Origin of the sequence: Shewanella sp. SW24 (assembly GCF_025653395.1) — a bacterium.
GTDB lineage: Bacteria > Pseudomonadota > Gammaproteobacteria > Enterobacterales > Shewanellaceae > Shewanella > Shewanella oncorhynchi.
In genome coordinates, this window is the sequence record NZ_JAKKSH010000007.1 from 40,904 (window position 1) to 62,031 (window position 21,128).

Here is a 21,128-nt window from a genome sequence, read left to right on the forward strand (position 1 = left end):
ACTGCTTAATAGCTTTAACTGTTTACGGCTTAGCTTATCGACGCGCCCGAGACTCTAACCGATTGAGTCTGTTCATCGCTGACCTGAGTCGATTCAATCGCTTCAGGTTTGAACCAATGCAAGGTGTCACTCAGCGTGACAACTTCACCTATGATCATCAAAGCTGGCATTTGTAATTCTGGATCGGCGGCAAGCTGTTCAAGCTCACCTAAACGGCCGATAAAACGACGTTGCTCTTTAGTGGTTGCCTTTGACACTATCGCCACGGGCGTTTCAGGGCTTCGGCCCGCATCGACTAGACCTTGACGAATAATGCCTGCGTTCAGAATCCCCATATACACGACTAAGGTATTGTTAGGATTAGCATAACCTTGCCAATCCATAGGACGACTCTCTAACTGACAATGGCCAGTGATAAAAGTGACGCCTTGGGCATGGTCTCTGTGGGTTAGGGGTATTCCCGCATAGGCTGACGTGCCGCTGGCAGCGGTAATGCCGGGAACGACTTCAAACTCAACCCCAGCTTCAACTAAAGTTTGTAACTCTTCGCCCCCGCGACCGAAAATAAAAGGATCGCCACCTTTAAGGCGCACCACATTTTTACGGGTGTAGGCTTTAGTGACAAGTAACTGATTAATCTCGTCCTGTGCGGCGCTATGCTTGCCCGCACGTTTACCTACGGCAATCTTCTCAGCGTCTTTGGGAATAAGATCGAGGATATCTTGGCTGACTAAAGCATCGTATAGCACTGCATCAGCGGTTTTAAGGATGCGCCATGCCTTTAACGTCAATAACTCAACGTCGCCGGGACCGGCACCCACCAGCCAGACTTTGCCTTTGGCCGCTTGGCCCGGTAAAGAGAAAATTTCCATCAGAATCCCCAAGATCACTTTAGTCTGTAGAAATATAGCGCGTCTTATATTCCATAATAAATAGATAATTATTAGTTTTTATATCATTTAGATATAAAAGAATGAGTAACCACTCACTTAAAGTGGGGAAAACCTTGGGTTTCAAAATCAAAAATGCCCTAAATCCAAGTTAACCCATTGAAATAAAAATGACTTAATAAGATTAAGCGAATTGCATCAAAATAATTTCTGTCCGCTAAGTGCATGATTTTGGCACTATGTTATTGCCAAAAATTCTACCTAAACATGTCTCTATGGGACTAAAAATGGCTGACTACAAGATTTGTCATTAAGTGACACCGGATTTTTCCATAACCATAAATTCACTTTCTAATGTTAAGCTGGAAATAACTATCTTTGTTGAGTACGACTGACAAATAAATAAACACATCAAGGAGGGCAGATGAAACCACTTTACTCAGGTATTGCATTGGCAGGGCTATTAGCCTGTACGGACATAAATGCCGAAGAATCATTAGTCAAAGGAAGAGTAAAAGATGAACTTGCCACGGCGGATCTACCTTTTGTGATTACGCCACATAAAGTGAATTACCTTTTACCAGTCACCTACAGCCCAGATCCCAACATGGCACCTTTCACCGAAGATGCAATACTCAACCCCTATTCATTAGATGAGTTTGAGGCTAAGTTCCAAATCAGTTTTAAATTTCCTATTTGGTACAATGTGTTTGGTGATAATGGCCATTTATTTTTTGCTTACACCAATCAATCCTATTGGCAGGTTTATAACAAAGACACTTCATCGCCTTTTAGGGAAACCAATCACGAACCTGAAGTTTTTATGCTGTTTAATAACGATTGGAAAATTGGCAGTGTGACCAATTCCTTTTGGGGATTTGGTGCCGTACATCAATCGAATGGTAAAGCAGGGCCACTTTCCCGCAGTTGGAATCGACTCTATGCCACTATGATTTTTGATGCAGGCCCACTCGCCTTCTCCACCAAAGTGTGGTGGCGTATTCCTGAAGATGAAAAGACAGATCCATATAAAGCCAGCGGCGACGATAACCCTAATATTGATGACTATATAGGTAAAGCAGAGTTTATTGGCGTTTATGGTATCGATGAACATAGATTCACTTTAACCGTTAAAACGAATCTAGAAGATATCGACAGAGGCTCAGCAGAACTGACTTGGAGTCATCCTATCGTCGGCAACTTACGCTTTTATACTCAATACTTTAATGGTTATGGCGAAAGCCTAATCGATTACAACTATCACAATCAACGTATTGGTATCGGAATTTCACTCAACGATATTCTTTAAGAAAGATATACCCACTTGATCCCGCTATTTAAGATTGTTTGGGTATATAAAGTGACTAAGTACAAAAATCGACCATAATTTGCTGCTAATCTACCAAACCTGCTGCTAAATTGCTCAGATGGACCTGAGTTTATGGCTCAGCGGGACGATTTACATTGATCCGAATGGCATTTAAGCCGATAGTCGCACACCTTTTTGTGCCCTGAAGCAGAGCCTTAACATCATGGAGGAATATGAGTTTTAGCTACCGCAGCATAGTCATGCTACTCAGTGTCATTATTTTCGCGAGCTTACTTAAGCTCGCGTTTTTCGCTGTGCCAAAAGATAGCGCTGCACCAGTGCTGAATGCACAAGAGGTACGCCAAGATCTCTATGCCTTATTGGATCAAATCGAGCAACACTCAGCGTTTTATGCCTTAACGGCCGACAAAGCCAACCCGCAGCTTAAATTTATGGCTAGCCTTATTGTTGAACAGTATCAAGATATTACTCCCAATGATCGCTTTGCTGCTGAAGTCACTAAATTACTCAATACCCTCAAAGATCCAGGCGCTCAAGTGCATAACTTCGATGATCAAAGCGGCGATCTCCCGTTAACGCTAAGGCCAGTCAACGACCAATGGTTAGCCTTGGATAACGGTAATAATCCAGTCAACAACGACTTCCCCTTTATCACTCATATCGATGGTTTACCTATGAGCAAATGGGTAGCGACCAGCCAAGCCTACTTACCTGAGCCGGCAAAACAGAGCCAAGAAATGCAGTTACCTTGGCTGAAAAAACTTAACCTACTGCGCGAAGACTTAGGACTCAGCATAAAGCCCTATGTAGTCATTACGCTAATTAATGATGACCTGCAAAGCCAGCAGGTGACTCTCGCCCTGCCAAGCCATAAACCGCAAGTTCAATTAGCAACTATCAGTGAAAAAGACGAGACTCAAGATATTAATGTGCTCGAGTTTATTAACCAATTATCTCAATTTGAACGCACCGAATTTCAAGACATGCCAAATCAATTAGAGACGGTCAACAATACGACGGTCAAACTTAAGATCAGCGATCTCTACGCCTTTGAATTAGATAAAGAACAACAGCAAGAACTGCTCAAAGGCATGACACATCCATTACTGATCATTGATTTACGTGATGCCAGTGGCTTTAGTCCGAAATTATTGACTATGCTGTCGCGATATCAAGATGCGGATTTAAATAACACTTTAGCACCTAACGTGATGGGATTTGCGCACTATCGCCGCTCACCAGAGCTGAGAAATGACTATCTACAGCCGCTCAATTTTATGCCTCTGGATGCGTTAGAGTACAGTCAACCTAAGCTCAAATCTCTCACCCGTAACTTACCCTCTGTCGATAAAGAGAAATTCAGCCCTTGGTATGTTCGCACTAAGCCTGCGGTGGCTCCTGAAGGGCGAAATCGCTTAGCTCTACTCGTGAGTCCCCATTGTCGCCAAGAATGCGAGTGGATTGCCTATCGTACTAAATCTTGGTCTAGGGCAAATTTGATTGGTGAAAAAACCTCAGGCGACTTTGCACGTCAGTATCATTTCAAACTGCCAAACAGTGGATTAAACATAAGATTCAGCAGTTCGTTAACCTATGATGCACAGGGGCAACTCCTGTCCGGTATCGGGACTGAACCGGATATTTTGCTCCCTCAGAACAGTGATATTCAATGGCAAGGGCTCGTTAGTTTAATGCGCTCCGCCAAGCCAAAAGCACAACTTGTACTGCCAGCACAGCACACTAAGTTGGCTCAAGCTAAGCTAAATTAAGCCAAAAAAAGAGCCAGCAATCTGCAGGCTCTTTTAAAGCAAATATGAGTTTACTAACGCATTACTTCTTTTCAGTCGCTTTAGAATTGGCGACTGAACCTATGACCAAGCCTTGCTTATTCACATCAAAGCTCATTTGAACTCGCATGTTGTAATCTTTAAGCATTTGCATTTCTTCAGGGATCGGCTCACCGCTCATTTCTAACAGTGTAAGCACTGGCGTAAACATCTTGCCGTAATCAGCAGACAAGCTGTACATGCCATTCGCTGACAGTTTCTCGCCTGCTAATTTGTTGGCTAAAGCTAAGCCTTTATCACCGCTATACACCACTAAATGTTGACCTTTAATCGCCAGCATTGGCTTAACACCTAACTCTGGAGGCAACATCAATATTGGAGATAAATCAGTAGCATCGCCGTTATCGGCTAATTGCACTTCAGCCAGCATAGGGGCGAAAGGTTTGACCATATTGAACAACATGGATGGGTTTTCGGCGCTAAGGCTGACTAAAGCATCTAAGCTTTCTAACTTAGGCTCTTGATCTTGTGTGCTCATTTTAAAATCGAGCAATGAAACGCTCATGCCTTTCACACCGTTAGCCATGCCAGTAAACATGCCTAGCATAGCAGGGCTCTGTTGGCTCAACTCAGCCTGCAACTCTGCCAATGGTGTACAGGTCAGTTGTGGCTTTTGCAGATCATCCCAAATAGCCGTTAATGAAGGGGTAATTTCATTGATATCTAGACCTATTCCCATGGAGAAGATAGTGCTGTCGATATCCGCCAGATGCGATGGAATAAAACCACGCATCTTTTGCATTGCCGCAAGAATAGGTTGATTCTTCGTTTCGACAACAAATGAAGCCGCCATATGGCTTTCTTTTTCAGTCACAGAAAACGCCGTTAAACCAGCAACGGTACGCGGCCAGTTAGCGGCAATCGCAGTCAGTTCGGTACGACATTCTGGTGTTCTGATTTGAGCTAATGGATCTTCACCCTCACTTTCATCAGCAAAAAATTGAGTCAGTTGCTTAGCTAGCATATTGCTATCTGCAGAGGTCAATGCCTTTACAATTTCCACATGGTTAATAAAGCTAATGCTGTCATCTTTAAAACCATGGGTCTTAATAATATCTTCTAATATGCCAGAAGCGGCTAATGACTGCGGCGCCTTCTTAATACCAAATGCCATTTCTAATAACTCAGGCTCGGTAATAGAGGTGCTGAAAGTCATCGTTAATATGCCATCTTTCTGGGCAAATAACAGTTCAGCTTTCTCTGCTGAGCTTTCATCCGATAGTGCATAAGCGCGATAATCAACATCGCCCACTTTACGCATTTCGTGGGTTACACCACTGTCTTTTTCGGCTTTATCTAATACAGCCCAAAATGCTTCAGCCTGATTAACATCAATCTTTAATACTGGCAAAGCACCTAAAGTATAAATATAAGGTTTAACTTCATCGGGGAAACCGAAGGTTTTTAACAGTAAGGCAGGATCTTTCATCCCATCCATATACTGCTGATAAATACTAACGAAGAACTTGCCCATAGGGCTATCCTGCACACCGAGTTCATCAAGCGTGTTACTTGGATATTGCTGATAATTTCCAGAAATAGACTGTAAATACGCTTTTAACGGGAAGGGTTTTAACTGGCCCGAAAATATCGGCGTATCGGCAGGCACATAGTCGAGCAAAGGATTAGCAGAGGCACTAGAACCCGCGCCATTCTGCATATACCAATAACCACCAGCACCTGCTGCAATAATTGCCGCGGCAATCACAATCTTTTTCATTTAAGAAACTCCATTTAATGACATTCAATTTTATGAAAACAATACCTAAAGAACTCACCTTAGGTATTTAAATATTTATCCGCTCTTACATATCCCTTACGCAGATAATGCAAAATCAGAAAACACAACAACTCAGCCCTACGCAATACAAACCCAGTTTAAAATGCTTAGGCTAAGCGAAACTAAGGTATAAAATTTTCCCGATAATTTAACATTAAACCGACACAGAAGCGAACAGGATAGGAGTTCGCAGCATTAAAAACGCATTAGAATTAACGTTTATTAAACATAACTCCAATCTTATTTCAATTCGGTAATAAAACATCTCAAAGTCATCGACGATTAAGCAAAGAACTCAATGACAAATTAAGCTCATCTCACTCAAACTACCTCACCAGAGCGTCATCGTGCTTCGTGGACTTTTTTAAGCGTGACGTCACCTAGCTGACGCATTTGCTTACGGATCCAAGCAGAGCGCTGCTGCACATACGATGACGGTGGAGACACCTTATAGCGCCAAGGATTGGGTAAAATGGCTGCGAGTAATGAGGCCTCGTATTGGGTAAGTTTTGCCGCTGACTTTCCAAAATAATGCTTTGATGCCGCTTCGGCGCCGTAAATGCCTGGGCCAAATTCTACAATATTTAAATACACTTCAAGAATACGCGACTTATCCCAAGTCAACTCCATCAATAACGTAAACCAAGCTTCCAATCCCTTACGAAAGAAACTGCGACTCGACCACATAAAAAGGTTTTTCGCCGCCTGCTGACTTAAGGTACTTGCCCCGCGGACTTTGGTACCTTTTTGGTTGTATTTCAGTGCCGAACTTATCGCGGCTAAATCGAATCCAGTATGCTCAACAAAACGTTGATCTTCCGCAGCAATCACAGCCAATTGTAATTCGGGAGAAATTTGCGCTAAATCGCGCCATTGATGCCTGATCTCACCGATAGGAGCAGGTGGAAATAAGGCACGTTCGATACGCCAAGTCCACATAAGAGGATCGACGAATCGTAGTAGGATCACTAATAAAATTGAGCAAATAAATACCCAAACTAATCCCTTAAATAACCAAGACAATAAACGACGAAAACCACGCTTTCGTCTCTGAGGTGCTGGGTCACTCGACTTATTGACACTTGGACGCCTGACATGATCTCGCATCGCATATAAAGGGGCCGTCATTTATACCATCTCATCCACACACTCTCATTTCTTGTTTCTCATCTATCCAGTCAATCCCATTACAAGGATTCTTTGGGGCAACCTAGGCTTACAGAAAATATTCTAAAGCTTTACGCGAGTTGCAAGCTGATCATGCTACGAGAGTAAAGGAAACACCAAGGATATCTTACTCGATAATCAAAGATAGGTTGAGAAATAACCATAACAAGAACAAATCACTATTGGAGATTGACTGGGGGTCGACTTAACTTGACCTCGGCAGCTTTGACGACAGCTGACCGAGGTAATGATGGCTGATTAACGAGAGCTAGCAAGTCAATCAAACTGCTTGATACTCGCAGGTGCGAGTCAGGTTTTCAACGCTTTCACTGCATCCAATCAAGCCATATCGATACACAGCAAACCCAGCCCATAAATACCGATATACAACAACTTAACCTCATAAAAGACATGAATCATGTCAATTAACGCAGTAAAACGCTTCAAAACCATCTACGGGAACTTCAAAATATAGCGCAGGCTTAACCAATGTGCATAACTCTGTGAGTAAAAATGTACAACATTTTTAGCATTTAAAAATGAATGCAAACTAACTCTATGAATATCAATCTATCTTAGTTAAATGACGCTTAAATGACATCACTTAACTTCCTCGACAATCCAGAGTATTAAATTCAATCCCACTTATCTTAAAATGATAAAAAAACGCCCCAAACTAAGTTGAGGCGTTTAATATTTAAAATCAATAAAATGACTAGATTTCGTAGTGCAGACCACACTCACGTTGTAGGCCATTAAAGCGAGTTTCTTCCTCTGTCATACCTAATTCGAGTGGTTTACTCGAATGGGTATCCCCCACAGAAACATAGCCTTGGTCCCAAAGTGGATGGTACGGCAAGTCAAATTGAGTCAGATAGAGGTGCACATCTTTATTCGACCACTCGATAATCGGCAGTAACTTAAAGCGAGTACCATGAATCGCCAGTATCGGCAACGCCTCACGGGTACTGGCTTGACTGCGTCTAAGCCCAGCAAACCAAGTGCCGACTTCAAGCTCGGCTAAAGCGCGTTGCATAGGCTCAACTTTGTTGAGACGGTTGTATTGCTCTAGCCCGTCTACCCCTTGCTCCCACAACTGACCAAAGCGTGCCTCTTGCCATGCAGATGTCATCACTGCTTGATACACTTTTAAATTCAGCGATAAACGCTCTGTCAGTTCATCGATAAACTGATAAGTCTCAGGGAATAAATAACCCGTATCCGTGAGGATAACCGGAATATTCGCCTGTGCCTGACTCACCATATGCAGCATCACTGCGGCTTGAATCCCAAAGCTTGAGGACAGCGCATGATTACCGGGCAAATAAGTTAAGCCCCATAGCACCCGCTCTTGTGCGCTTAATCCACCTAAGAACTGATTAATACGTTCAAGCTCTATCGCTTGCTCTGCCTTAGGCGCACTCAATAATGCCTTGAGTTCGGCAGCGCTGACCACAGTCGGCACTTTATCACTGGTTTTTTGCTCAATATCAGCCATGAAAATCCTTAGCGGCATCGATCACCGCCTTCACTACACCCACGCGGACGGTGAAGTTACCAAAGGTTTCGCCTGCATCACGCTCTACGGCGTAGCGGCCAAACAGGGCATCCAATTCGGCGAGAATGTCCGCCTCTTGGATATTTTCTCTGTGCATTTTGTTCAAACGAGTCCCTTCAAAACTTGCACCTAAGTACAAGTTATAACGACCCGGCGCCTTACCCACAAGCCCAATTTCAGCGGCAAATGGGCGGGCACAGCCGTTAGGACAACCCGTCATACGCACGACAATCGCTTGCTCGCTGATGCCGTGTTTTGCCTGTAGCGCATCGATATGATCGATAAACTCAGGGAAATAACGCTCGGCTTCCGCCATCGCTAATGGACATGTCGGCAACGCCACACAGGCAATCGAGTGACCGCGGGTTTGCGTCAACACTTGGCCCAGCAGACCATGTTTACGGGCTAAACCTTCAATCGTGGCTTTATCTTCTGCCGCTACACCTGCGATGATCATGTTTTGATTCGAGGTCATGCGGAAATCGCCCTTGTGGATCTTAGCAATTTCACGCAGCCCCGTTTGCAGGGTCTGGCCCGGTAAATCCTTAATGCGGCCGCTTTCGATAAATAGGGTTAAATGCCACTTACCGTCAACGCCTTCGACCCAACCATAACGGTCGCCGCGATCGCCAATCACGACATCACGCTTAGGTTCAAATTTTACTCCTGCACGCAGTTCAACTTCGGCTTTGAACTTTTCATAGCCGTGGTCAACGATTGTGTACTTAAGGCGCGAACGCTTACGATTAGAGCGATTGCCCCAGTCGCGTTGCACTGTCATGACAGCTTCAGCAAACTTCATCACGTCTTCAGTTTTGATAAAACCAAAGTCGTCAGCCAGGCGTGGAAAGGTTTCTACTTCGCCATGGGTCGAGCCCATGCCGCCGCCCGCCGTTAAGTTAAAGCCAACTAGCTCGCCGTTTTCGGCAACAGCAATAAAGCCTAAATCGTTAGTGTAAACGTCAACATCGTTATCGGGAGGAACCGCAACCGCCATTTTGAACTTACGTGGCAGATAGGTTTTGCCATACACAGGTTCGACGGTTTCATCTTCGGTCGAAAGTAACTTTTCTTCATCTAACCAGATTTCAGCGTAGGCGCGAGTGTGTGGTAATAGATGATCTGACAGTTGTTTCGCCACCGCATAGGCCTGCGCGTGCAGTTTCGATTCCACCGGATTGGGGTTACACATGACGTTACGGTTAACGTCACCACAGGCAGCAATCGAATCCAGCGCTTCGCGATCTAAGTCTTGAATAATGGTCTTCAAGTTACGCTTAGGAATACCGTGGTATTGGAAGGTTTGGCGGGTCGTCAAACGAATACTGTTCGAGCTGGTGAGCGTCGAGGCAATTTTATCTACGCCTAACCATTGCTGTGGAGAACAAATACCGCCAGGTACACGGGCACGCAACATAAAGCTATATAGAGGCTCAAGTTTTTGCTCTTTACGTTCGTTACGTAAATCGCGATCATCTTGCTGATAGAAGCCGTGGAATTTGATCAACTGCTGATCGCCATCACTGAAACTGCCGGTTACCGCAGAATCTAAGCCTTCTTTAATCGTACCGCGCAGGTAATCACTGTCGGTCTTTAGATATTCGTTTAACGCTAACTTTTGCTCACTCATGGCAACTGCCTCTTCAAATTCGGTTCGCTGACTGCACAGCTCATCATGTGTGCAGCTTTGGCTATTCTTATGCGTTTCTTATCTGCGCAACGGTTGAGATTAATACACGTCTTTTTGGTAACGTTTATCGCTGCGCAGGGTTTCAAAATAGGCTTCGGCAGCTTCGGTATTCAAACCACCGACTTCGACTGCCACCTCAATCAAGGCTTGGTGAACATCTTTGGCCATACGCTCAGCATCACCGCAAATATAAAGATGCGCGCCATTTTGCAACCATTGCCACAGGGCTTGGCCTTGTTCTTTAATGCGGTGCTGCACATAAATCTTATGGGCTTGATCGCGTGAGAACGCCACGTCGATACGGCTGAGATCGCCATTTTTCAAATACTGTTGCCACTCTGTTTGATACAAGAAATCCTGCTCAAAGTGAGGATTGCCGAAGAATAACCAGCTATCACCTTGGATCCCTTGTGCTACGCGCTCCTGCATAAAGGCACGGAAGGGCGCAACACCGGTACCAGGGCCCACCATGATCACCGGTGTTTCTGGATTTTCGGGTAAACGGAAATGCTTGTTCGACTCAACATAAACCTTAACTTGCGTGCCTTCCTGCGCAGACGCTAAGAAGTGTGACGCGCCGCCAAAACGTGCTGAGCCGTGGCGCTCATCTTCCACTAAGGCCACAGTTAAGTGGACTTCTGTTTCGACTTCGCTTTGACTTGAGGCGATAGAGTAAAGTCTTGGCGTTAATGGACGCAGTAGCTCAAGCAGTTTTGCTGCATTTAAGGTTACTGAGTTATTTGATAACGGATACTGAGTGACTAAATCGGCAAATTGATGCTTAAGGATAAAGTGGCGCACTTGTTCTTTATCTTCGCTCAATGCCAGCAGTTCTGCGCTGCCGCTCAATTCGGCCCATGCTTTGACTAATCCAGGGTATAACTGAGTCAATTCTTTCTTATCAACCAAAGCTTGCTTAAGGGACAAGGATTCAGTACCAAGGGTCACTAACTCATCGGCGGCTAATGACAGACCCGCTAAGACTTCATCGACTAAGACTTCGTTATTACTAAACCACACACCAAGGGCATCACCCGCTTGATAGGTTAACCCTGAGTCGCCAAGGTCGATTTCAACATGGCGCACGTCTCGGTCTGATCCACGGCCGGTAATTTTCTGGCTCACAAGCACTTCGGCGCTATATGGGTTTTGCTTAGTAAATTCACTTTCGCCAATCGCTTTAGCGGTGCCGATGGATACCACACTGGCGGACGAGGTTTCGATTAGCGGCTTAACGGCCTCTAATACATCGGCGTGCCACTGGCCCGCGGCAGCTTCATAATCCACATCACATTCAATTAAAGGTAATAGTGATTTAGCACCGAGTGCCGCTAGGCGGGCATCGAAGTCTTTACCGGTTTGGCAGAAAAATTCATAGCTAGAATCCCCCAGCGCAAGCACAGAGTAATGTAGATTGTCTAACTTAGGGGCTCGTTTCGATGCTAAAAACTTGTGTAATTCAATCGCATCATCCGGCGCTTCACCTTCACCATGGGTGCTGACCACCAATAAAAGCACAGCTTCTTGCTTTAATTGGCGAACATTGTATTCGCCCATTGAAGCCAAATTGACCGCATAACCTTGCGCCTGCGCCTTATCGGCGAGCGCTTTAGCGACACCACGGCCATTACCCGTTTGGCTGCCATAGAGAATCGTCACAGTTTGAGCCGTTTGCGCCTGTGCGGCAGGCGCTAATTGGCCCGCATTGGCTGTGGCGGCAAGATAGCCACTCACCCAGGCCAATTGCACAGCACTTAACTCAGAAGTGAGTTGTTTTAGCTTCTCGACTTGTCCTTGAGACAATGGCGAAGCCAGCGATGAAAGTTCTTTTAACAACATGAGACGGCCCTATGACAGTGTAATGTCCACAAGCTTATCGCGGTTTAAGAAAAGCAAAAAAGAATAAAATAGGATTTTTAATTCCATTTTGGAATATACAAAGTGCAAAATTTAAGCTACAAAAGTGTGCACTGGTTAAAAGTTTTTGATCCGACCAGTGCAGAAACGGCCTGCTTGAGAAATATGCACTTGTGCCAAGCTAAAGTATTGCCACAATGGTCATGAGCCTGTCGAACAATAATTTCTGTTGCCCACAGAATAGTTTGTTTTAAAAACAAAAAGTGTCCATCCTAGATTGAATGCCCTAACTGACTCGAATCACCCGCCGAATAAACGCTGGTGACGACAGATTTTGCAGTTGAGTACGATGAAGGAAGAACAGCAGGCGGAACGATTATATAAACCATCAGGGAGTAGTCATGCAGATTGGAATACCGAGAGAAAGTCTCGCCGGTGAAACTAGGGTCGCCGCGACCCCAGCCACCGTTGAGCAGCTTAAAAAACTCGGCTTTGAAGTTGTTATTGAGGCCAATGCGGGTCAACTGTCAAGTTTCGATGATGCAGCTTTTGAAGCTGCGGGCGCGAAGGTGACAACAAACGTTTGGCAAGCCGATCTGATCTTTAAGGTCAATGCGCCAAGCGACGCCGAAATTGAACAAATCAAAGACGGGGCGACTATCGTCAGCTTTATTTGGCCCGCACAAAACCCTGAGCTGGTTGCGAAGTTATCTAAACGTAAGATCAACGTGATGGCAATGGACATGGTGCCACGCATCTCCCGCGCCCAGTCACTTGATGCCCTCTCCTCTATGGCAAACATTGGTGGATATCGCGCCGTTGTTGAAGCCGCACATCAATTTGGCCGTTTCTTTACTGGCCAAATTACCGCTGCTGGTAAAGTACCGCCCGCCAAAGTGTTAGTCATTGGTGCTGGTGTAGCTGGCCTTGCCGCCATTGGTACAGCAGGATCGCTTGGCGCCATAGTGCGCGCCTTCGATACCCGCTTAGAAGTGGCCGAGCAAATCGAATCTATGGGCGGCCAATTCCTTAAACTGGATTTTGGTAACGAGGAAGGTGGTTCATCGGACGGTTATGCTAAAACCATGTCGGATGAATTTATTGCCGCCGAAATGGCGCTGTTTGCTGAGCAAGCCAAAGAAGTCGATATCATCATCACTACGGCGCTGATCCCTGGTCGTCCTGCGCCTAAGCTCATCACCAAAACCATGGTCGATAGCATGAAGAGCGGCTCAGTGATCGTCGATTTAGCCGCTGCGACGGGTGGTAACTGCGAATACACGCAATCGGGTGAGCTGTTTGTTACTCCTAACGGCGTAAAAGTGATTGGTTATACCGACCTTCCAGGTCGTCTACCGGCGCAATCCTCACAGCTTTACGGCACTAACTTAGTCAACCTGATGAAGTTAATGTGTAAAGAAAAGGACGGCACAGCCAGCATCAACTTTGATGATGTAGTCATGCGCAATATGACAGTGATTAAAGAAGGTGAAGTGACCTTCCCGCCACCACCGATTTCTGTTTCTGCGGCGCCAGCAAAACCAGCGGCGAAAATCGAGCCGAAAAATACCACTCCGAAGGCACCATCTAAGCTCAAATACGTGCTCGCCGCCTTAGGCGTTGCAGGGTTTGCTGCCGTGGCATCGGTAGCACCACCAGAGTTCCTGTCGCATTTCACAGTATTCTTGCTGTCCTGCGTTGTTGGCTATTACGTGGTATGGAACGTATCCCACTCACTGCATACACCTTTAATGTCAGTCACTAACGCGATTTCGGGCATTATCGTGGTCGGCGCCCTACTGCAAATCGGTCAGGGTTCAACTTTGGTCACTGTACTGGCGTTTATCGCCGTGCTGATCGCCAGTATTAACATCTTCGGTGGCTTTACCGTCACTCAGCGCATGCTGAAGATGTTCCGTAAGGATTAAGGGGGTTTAACGTGTCTCAAGGACTGGTAACAGCAGCTTACATTATTGCCGCCATTCTCTTCATCTTCAGTCTCGCGGGACTGTCGAAGCAAGAGACGGCAAAACACGGCAATTTATTCGGTATCTTAGGTATGGCAATCGCCCTACTGGCTACCATTTTCAACCCCGATACTAACGGAATTGCGTGGATCTTAATCGCTATGGTGATTGGCGGCGCGATTGGTATCCGTTTAGCACTAAAAGTCGAAATGACTGAAATGCCAGAACTGGTTGCTATATTGCACAGCTTTGTGGGTATGGCCGCGGTATTAGTGGGTTTCAACAGCTTTATCGACTTACACCCACAGGAAGTATCACAAGTCGTGGTGGCAGTCGGTGGTGATATCAATACGACCCTCGCCGCAGTACAAGATGCGTTGAGTGAAGCGGTGAAGACCGCCAGCAAAGAGCACCTCACTGGCGCTATGCTTAAAATTCACTTGGTCGAAGTCTTCCTCGGGATCTTCATCGGTGCGGTGACCTTTACGGGTTCTATCGTTGCCTTTTGTAAGTTACGCGGACTGATTTCATCTAAACCTCTGATGCTGCCACATCGCCACAAGCTAAACCTAGTCGCAGTGCTAGTGTCTTTCGCCCTGTTGGTATACTTCGTACAGACAGGCGGCACTATGCCAGCACTGCTGTTGATGACCTTGATTGCCTTCGCCTTTGGCTGGCATTTAGTCGCATCCATTGGCGGCGCGGATATGCCAGTGGTGGTGTCTATGCTGAACTCCTACTCAGGTTGGGCAGCGGCAGCAGCAGGCTTTATGTTGTCGAACGACCTCTTGATTGTGGTCGGCGCGTTAGTGGGTTCATCGGGTGCTATTCTGTCTTACATCATGTGTAAGGCCATGAATCGCTCATTTATTTCAGTTATCGCGGGTGGCTTTGGCACAGATGGAGTGGCCTCGACTGCCGATGAAGAAATGGGTGAATACCGTGAAACCAACGCCGAAGATGTGGCGGATATGCTGAAAAATGCCACTTCAGTCATCATCACTCCGGGTTACGGTATGGCAGTGGCGCAAGCGCAATATCCTGTTGCGGAAATCACTCAAAAACTACGTGATCGCGGCGTGAAAGTGCGTTTTGGTATCCATCCAGTTGCTGGTCGATTACCAGGCCATATGAACGTACTGCTCGCTGAAGCGAAAGTCCCCTACGATATCGTGCTCGAAATGGACGAAATCAATGAAGACTTTAAAGACACAGATGTCGTGCTCGTTATCGGCGCCAACGACACGGTTAACCCCGCGGCAATGGAAGATCCAGGCAGTCCAATCGCAGGTATGCCAGTGCTGGAAGTGTGGAAAGCACAAAACGTGATTGGCTTTAAACGTTCGATGAACACAGGTTATGCCGGCGTGCAAAACCCACTGTTCTTCAAAGAAAATACCCAAATGCTGTTTGGGGATGCTAAGGCCAGTGTTGAAGCCATTTTAAAGGCACTTTGAGTTTGATTTAATATCAACAGAGTAGAAATCGTTTAGGCGATAAACACTATTCTAAAGAAATGAAGGGAGCCAATGGCTCCCTTTCTTTTCACATTTTTTTAAGCCTATTAAGCTAGTCTCTGCGCCAATATGATGCGAGGCTTATCTGCCCACAATGCTGATATGCTTAATGTAAACTAAAACACTAAGTTAAATCTAAAGCTGGTTTAAGGAAATAATAAATGTTGCTTGGGCTGTTTATCCTGTCTGCCGTATTAATCAAAACCTCATTACTCGGGCTTGGCTGGATATCGATTACCATCGGCCTGAGTGGGTACCTATTTTGTCGATGGTTTAATATCAAGTTAGATATCAAACTGACTGATAAATTTAAACGACTCTTTATCACTGGCGCGGCTCTACATCTTCTCGTCTATATCGGCTTAATCACTAAGCTTTTCCTTATCGACAGCTTTGAAGACTTGCCCACATTCCTAATAAGTCACTTAGTCTTCCACCACGCAATCTGTGCCGTGATTGCTGCCGCATTAACCTTCTTGGCTATTCGCATCTATCTACAACAGCAAAAATTAACTCAAGCCTATCGACAGGAATTAAGCTAACTCAAGCCTATCGACAGGAATTAAGCTAACTCAAGCCTATCGACAGGAATTAAGCTAACTCAACATGGTTTTGATGACAAATACCGACGGAGAAAATCTGACTAGATTCATCGTTAGCTTAAGTGCCATAAAATAATGGGGACTAAAGCAGATCATGCAGAAGTGTTGTCAGCAACACAGAATTCATCAATGGATTCAAACATCAGGGATAAGAATGACCCCTGATGTTTGGGGGGAGCTAAGCCAAGATACGTTAGTCGACGGCAATATCGTTATCTTTAAGCTCTTTTGACAGGGTTTCATAATTCGTTTTGAGTTTTGGCAAAGTATCTTCTTTGATTTTACTCAATACATTTTGCAACTGATCCTTACCGTAAGAAACGCTATAGTGACGGGTTTCAATATTACTAATGATCTTCTCAGACTCTAAATACAAACGACGAATATCAGACAAAATATCACTCGGTGTTTCTAGCGCATTGGCAGAATAGCGCATGTTATCCCAGACAAATAATCCCATCTGCGGATGCATTTTCACTAAACTATTACTACTCACAGTCTCAACTGTGTCAGCGTAATGACTCAAGATTTCAACATTGTCACTCACTTCGTCATATAGGGCATGACGCAGATGATAGTTATTCTGCATATTGCTCAGGGCATCAAATTTAATTGCCTGTGACAACCCTTCTTGCGCGGCTAAGTACACGCCAACAACAGTCGCAATGATTATAAAAATCTGACTCACCCAAAAACTGGTTTTGATAAGCTCAGTGTTATCAAGCTTAATGGCGCGTTTAGGCATATCTGCCTCATTAGAGATGGGTGTCATGTCCATATGTTTTATCCTGTCAAATCAAGAGTACAAAGCAATATCACTAACTTAAATCATTATTGAGTGGTCATCCTACACTATTGGGGTATGACTTACCTCAGTACAAATCACGATTTTTACCCACAAAAAAGGAGCCATCTGGCTCCATTTTTATATTCATTGGTCAGTCTATTATGCTGCTTTTGCCACATCAAAATTGGATAGCAACATCACAGCTGTACGGCCTAATAGGTGGTTGATCGTGCGATCGCCCGCTAAGCCTAACTCAGCAATCGCTTGCTGACGCGCTGTACTCACCGCTCTAAAGAGGGTAATTTCATTATTCGCACCACCACAAAGACTAAAGAACAGTCTTAATACTGCGCGGTAATGCTCTTCCTGCATTGCCTGCATCCAGGATGTTTCCAATGCCTCTTGGCTAGAAAAATCCAGCGCAGCAACAAATAGATTGCCGATACGACTATCTAAACGAACAAGAAAATCGCTTTTGCGTGGAAAATGGTGACTAATACCTGTGCGACTAATACCCGTTGCTTCAGATAACGTAGTATAAGACATAGTCTCAAAGCCGATAGTCAAAATTTGTCTTAACGCTTCATCCATAATTTGATTTATGGTTTGCTCAGTTTGTACTCGCGAGCGCTTAGCCATAGTAATGTCTCCCCTCTTATTTTTAGGGGGAAAGCTTACCAAAGCCGCTCAGGGATTACTGCTGTTCACTGGGCCGTAACCAGCGTATTTCACTTTTGTTCAGCTAGGGTTCAGTTTAAAACAGGCTTCACCACAGATTTAATTAACACATTCATAACATTGAATTTTGTACCAACCAGTTATGTGCTTTTTCTTCGCCCATGAGTAAAACGAACGTCGGTTGGAGATAGTGTCCAAGATCAGCTTTTCGCCAAAATAGATATTCAGGAAGGGGTTGCAATACACTCGCGCCAAAAGTGCGTTGCATTAAGCTCGAATACTCACCTAATAATCTCGGCTCTAATTGCTCGGCTTTAGGGTAAAAATTCGTTAAAAAGTCCCGATACTCGGCAAATTTAGCCACTTGAGCAACATCGTATCGATGCAACACTTGTATCAACATTGGCGAACTCCAATGTGACAAGTATTGCGGGCTTGTTAATGCATCAAGATTGCGTCTGTGGTATTGCTGCCACGCCAAGGCAAAATCATTTTTCTCCCGTGCGATACGCCAAACCAAATAAATGTCAGCTAGCCATTCATGTTGATATGCACTCAAGTGAGTCGGTAACACAGAGCCTTGCAGAGCAAGGTTCTCCAAATGACCGAGCTCATGCCATAGGGTTAATTGCGGCTGTTCAAGCAAAGGTAATTGGTAGGTCACCATATCGACACTGGCTAACTGTACTTGCGGTGTCCGCTGCTCATTCACTAAGACTAGGCCCGCAATTTTATTGTCATCGACGGGCATGACCATGGCACTTCTGCGGCCTAAATCAAGCCTAAATTGTTCGAGTGTTGCAGGAAGCTGCACCAACACTTGCTCTGGCAATAATGCCAAGCAAGTACCAAGCTCTGGTAAAGGGCAAATCAAAGCCTGCTTATCGGCAATGGGCGTCCAAGTCAGGCTAGATGCGAATGCCAGAGCGACTAAGCTCACTGATTCGCCATGATATTTTGTATAATCGCTGTCGTTGAAATGCCATCCTCAAAGCCCAGCACTTGAACTTGGCCACCGGCGGCAATCACTTCAGCGCCACCAGCAATATCCTCAAGCTTATAATCACCACCTTTGACCAGCAGATTTGGCAGCAATCGAGTAATGATGCGCTGCGGCGTATCTTCACTAAAAGGCACAACCCAATCAACAGAAGCTAAGCCAGCGAGCACAGCCATACGACGATCAACCTGATTAACTGGACGGCCTTCACCCTTGAGGCGTTTAACCGAGGCATCATCGTTTACCGCGACGATCAAACGATCGCCCAAAGCTTTCGCCTGTTTAAGATAGCTCACGTGGCCCGCATGTAAAATATCAAAGCAACCATTAGTCATCACCACACGTTCACCGCGTAGTTTGGCTTGCTCTAAGGCGTAGGCCAGTTGATCTTCACTCACCACCCCAAAACCCGATTCTCCATGGTGCAAAGCTAGGGCTTCAATAAGCTCAATGCGGCTCACGGTAGAAGTGCCAAGTTTACCTACCACAACGCCAGCGGCGGTGTTCGCAATTGCGCAAGCCTGCGGTAAATCGGCGCCCGCGGCTAATGAGGTTGCTAAGGCTGAAATCACAGTATCGCCAGCCCCCGTCACATCATAGACTTCACGGGCAACGGTAGGAATGTGCAACTCAGGCGCATTAGCGGTCACTAAGGTCATGCCCTTTTCAGAGCGGGTGACTAAAATGGCATCAAAATGATGTTGCTTGAGTAAGCCACGGGCTTTTTCCAGCAGGTCGGCTTCAGAGGTCACAGTGCCAACAACGGCTTCAAACTCGCTCATATTTGGGGTAATTAGCGACGCGCCATGATAACGACCAAAGTCACTGCCCTTAGGATCGACTAATACCATCACACCTTTCGAACGCGCTAATGCAATAAAATCTCGCGGCTGATCGATAGCGCCCTTTGCATAGTCGGACAACACCACAACATCGACAGAATCGAGTAAGGCCTCGGATTGTTTCAATAAACGTACGCTATCGGCCTTGTCGAAGGCTTCTTCGAAATCGAGGCGGATAAGCTGCTGATTACGTGATAACACCCGCAGCTTAGTGATGGTTGGTTTATCAGTAATACTTAACCATTGGGGTTCAACCCCTAAAGTTTGCACACCGAGCGTTAGGGCATGGGCAGTATCGTCTTGACCGACGAGCCCGGCAAGTTGGACTTGCCCCCCTAAGGTCGCGATATTGAGCGCCACGTTGGCCGCGCCGCCGGGTCTGTCTTCGACTTGATTAATCTTCACCACAGGTACGGGGGCTTCAGGGGAGATACGTCCCGTAGGGCCAACCCAATAGCGGTCTAACATCACATCGCCGACGACTAACACTCTGGCTTTTTCAAATGCAGGCAGAGAAACCTTCATAGTGCTCTTATCTTTATGCAGAAATTAAACCGTGATTGTACCTAATTTTCAGCAAAAATTGAGTTAGAATGAGCAGTAATTTTCAAAAGTAGTGAGTATTTTTGTGGTCGAGAAAGCCGAGTTTTCATCTTCTTTATATCATCCTAAGCATTGGCCCATGTGGTTTGGCGTATTTTTGATGCGTTTAACTCAGCTTCTACCGCTTCCTTGGCAGATGACGCTGGGTAAGGGATTGGGTCGCTTAGTGATGAAATTCGCAGCTGGCCGCACCCACACAGCGCGCCGTAACTTGACCCTCTGTTTCCCTGAAATGACGGAAACACAGCGAGAAGATTTACTCACGCGTAACTTTGAAGAAACGGGCAAAGCCATTTTCGATACCATCAATGCATGGTGGTGGTCCGATGAAAAAGTGCAGCAGCACATGAGCATCACAGGCAAAGAACACGTACAAGACACGTTAAATGCTGGCCACGGCGTGATCCTCTTTGCCGTGCATTGTTTACCGCTGGAAATGGGCGCACGTATCTTCGGCCAATTCCAACCCGGCGTGGGGGTTTATCGCCCACACAATAATCCTGTGATGGAATACCTGCAGGTCAAAGGCCGTTTACGCTCGAATAAAGGTCTTGTTTCTAAACGCGACTTGCGCCAAATGATACGCTGCCTACGCAATCCCGATGTGATTTGGTACACGGCCGATCAAGACTTTGGCCGTTCCAGTGCGGTATTTATCCCATTTTATGCCATGCCAGATGCGGCAACGATTACCGGTGCCACCACGTTAGCTAAACTCGGCAAAGCCAAAGTCCTGCCTTTTTTTGTGGAACGTACTACAGATGATAAAGGCTATCGAATTGAAGTGATGCCACCGCTAGATAATTTCCCCGGCGAAGATGAATTAGCCGACGCGATTCGCGGTAACAAGATTATCGAATCCATCATAGATAAAAACCGCGCCCAATATATGTGGTTACATCGCCGCTTTAAGACCCGTCCCGACCCAACGGACAAATCTTTATATCAATAAGCTCAATTAGCTTTGAATACAAAAATGCCAGCAAATAAGCTGGCATTTTTTATGGTGACTT

Annotated in this window: 16 protein-coding genes; 6 read left to right on the forward strand and 10 right to left on the reverse strand. The window is 45.6% G+C overall.

Features of this window, described 5'->3' with window-relative positions; genetic code table 11:
* Positions 1 to 29: 29 nt before the first annotated feature.
* Positions 30 to 872: a uroporphyrinogen-III C-methyltransferase gene (gene cobA / locus L5M17_RS07710; protein ID WP_173496781.1), complete on the reverse strand. Its 843-nt coding sequence runs from the start codon at positions 870 to 872 to the stop codon at positions 30 to 32.
* A 442-nt stretch (positions 873 to 1,314) separates the two neighbouring features.
* On the opposite strand from cobA, the gene L5M17_RS07715 reads away from it, so the two are divergent.
* Complete coding sequence (locus tag L5M17_RS07715) at positions 1,315 to 2,199, forward strand: phospholipase A (protein WP_113939007.1); 885 nt, start codon at positions 1,315 to 1,317, stop codon at positions 2,197 to 2,199.
* A 233-nt stretch (positions 2,200 to 2,432) separates the two neighbouring features.
* Positions 2,433 to 3,989 (forward strand): S41 family peptidase, encoded by a 1,557-nt coding sequence (locus L5M17_RS07720; protein ID WP_263146426.1) that lies wholly within the window; start codon positions 2,433 to 2,435, stop codon positions 3,987 to 3,989.
* A gap of 61 nt (positions 3,990 to 4,050) precedes the next feature.
* Here L5M17_RS07720 and L5M17_RS07725 read toward each other — a convergent pair whose 3' ends face one another.
* The 5 genes from L5M17_RS07725 to L5M17_RS07745 all read right to left on the reverse strand — a co-directional run bounded on the left by L5M17_RS07725 (position 4,051) and on the right by L5M17_RS07745 (position 12,101).
* Positions 4,051 to 5,787, reverse strand: a complete 1,737-nt coding sequence (locus tag L5M17_RS07725; protein WP_263146428.1) for a hypothetical protein — start codon at positions 5,785 to 5,787, stop codon at positions 4,051 to 4,053.
* A 402-nt stretch (positions 5,788 to 6,189) separates the two neighbouring features.
* Complete coding sequence (gene mtgA, locus L5M17_RS07730; protein ID WP_263146432.1) at positions 6,190 to 6,975, reverse strand: monofunctional biosynthetic peptidoglycan transglycosylase; 786 nt, start codon at positions 6,973 to 6,975, stop codon at positions 6,190 to 6,192.
* Positions 6,976 to 7,729: 754 nt separating this feature from the next.
* Positions 7,730 to 8,512 (reverse strand): phosphoadenylyl-sulfate reductase, encoded by a 783-nt coding sequence (locus L5M17_RS07735; protein WP_263146435.1) that lies wholly within the window; start codon positions 8,510 to 8,512, stop codon positions 7,730 to 7,732.
* On the reverse strand, positions 8,505 to 10,202 hold the full coding sequence (gene cysI, locus L5M17_RS07740; RefSeq protein WP_263146437.1) for an assimilatory sulfite reductase (NADPH) hemoprotein subunit: 1,698 nt from the start codon (positions 10,200 to 10,202) through the stop codon (positions 8,505 to 8,507). The genes L5M17_RS07735 and cysI overlap by 8 nt, the downstream gene beginning before the upstream one ends.
* 99 nt (positions 10,203 to 10,301) lie before the next feature.
* The gene (locus L5M17_RS07745; RefSeq protein ID WP_263146439.1) at positions 10,302 to 12,101 is read right to left on the reverse strand and encodes an assimilatory sulfite reductase (NADPH) flavoprotein subunit; all 1,800 of its coding nucleotides are present in this window, start codon (positions 12,099 to 12,101) and stop codon (positions 10,302 to 10,304) included.
* Between the two features lie 419 nt (positions 12,102 to 12,520).
* Between L5M17_RS07745 and L5M17_RS07750 the strand changes: the two genes are divergently transcribed.
* The 3 genes from L5M17_RS07750 (at position 12,521) to L5M17_RS07760 (ending at position 16,145) form a co-directional block, all read left to right on the forward strand.
* On the forward strand, positions 12,521 to 14,047 hold the full coding sequence (locus tag L5M17_RS07750) for a Re/Si-specific NAD(P)(+) transhydrogenase subunit alpha (protein ID WP_263146441.1): 1,527 nt from the start codon (positions 12,521 to 12,523) through the stop codon (positions 14,045 to 14,047).
* Between the two features lie 11 nt (positions 14,048 to 14,058).
* The gene (pntB, locus tag L5M17_RS07755) at positions 14,059 to 15,543 is read left to right on the forward strand and encodes a Re/Si-specific NAD(P)(+) transhydrogenase subunit beta (RefSeq protein WP_263146443.1); all 1,485 of its coding nucleotides are present in this window, start codon (positions 14,059 to 14,061) and stop codon (positions 15,541 to 15,543) included.
* A 221-nt stretch (positions 15,544 to 15,764) separates the two neighbouring features.
* The gene (locus L5M17_RS07760; protein ID WP_263146445.1) at positions 15,765 to 16,145 is read left to right on the forward strand and encodes a hypothetical protein; all 381 of its coding nucleotides are present in this window, start codon (positions 15,765 to 15,767) and stop codon (positions 16,143 to 16,145) included.
* Between the two features lie 253 nt (positions 16,146 to 16,398).
* Here the strand turns inward: L5M17_RS07760 and L5M17_RS07765 are convergent, their stop codons facing one another.
* The 4 genes from L5M17_RS07765 to hldE all read right to left on the reverse strand — a co-directional run bounded on the left by L5M17_RS07765 (position 16,399) and on the right by hldE (position 20,037).
* On the reverse strand, positions 16,399 to 16,983 hold the full coding sequence (locus tag L5M17_RS07765; RefSeq protein WP_105251573.1) for a hypothetical protein: 585 nt from the start codon (positions 16,981 to 16,983) through the stop codon (positions 16,399 to 16,401).
* A 168-nt stretch (positions 16,984 to 17,151) separates the two neighbouring features.
* Complete coding sequence (locus tag L5M17_RS07770) at positions 17,152 to 17,631, reverse strand: TetR family transcriptional regulator (RefSeq protein ID WP_006082899.1); 480 nt, start codon at positions 17,629 to 17,631, stop codon at positions 17,152 to 17,154.
* Positions 17,632 to 17,782: 151 nt separating this feature from the next.
* Positions 17,783 to 18,610, reverse strand: coding sequence for a hypothetical protein (locus L5M17_RS07775; protein WP_263146449.1), 828 nt, complete (start codon positions 18,608 to 18,610; stop codon positions 17,783 to 17,785).
* Positions 18,607 to 20,037 (reverse strand): bifunctional D-glycero-beta-D-manno-heptose-7-phosphate kinase/D-glycero-beta-D-manno-heptose 1-phosphate adenylyltransferase HldE, encoded by a 1,431-nt coding sequence (gene hldE, locus L5M17_RS07780; protein ID WP_113939015.1) that lies wholly within the window; start codon positions 20,035 to 20,037, stop codon positions 18,607 to 18,609. Before hldE ends, L5M17_RS07775 begins: the two co-directional genes overlap by 4 nt.
* A gap of 103 nt (positions 20,038 to 20,140) precedes the next feature.
* Here hldE and L5M17_RS07785 point away from each other — a divergent pair, with 103 nt between their 5' ends.
* Positions 20,141 to 21,067 carry an LpxL/LpxP family Kdo(2)-lipid IV(A) lauroyl/palmitoleoyl acyltransferase gene (locus L5M17_RS07785; RefSeq protein ID WP_263146454.1) on the forward strand — a complete coding sequence of 309 codons (927 nt, stop codon included), beginning with the start codon at positions 20,141 to 20,143 and terminating at the stop codon, positions 21,065 to 21,067.
* Positions 21,068 to 21,128 lie beyond the last annotated feature (61 nt).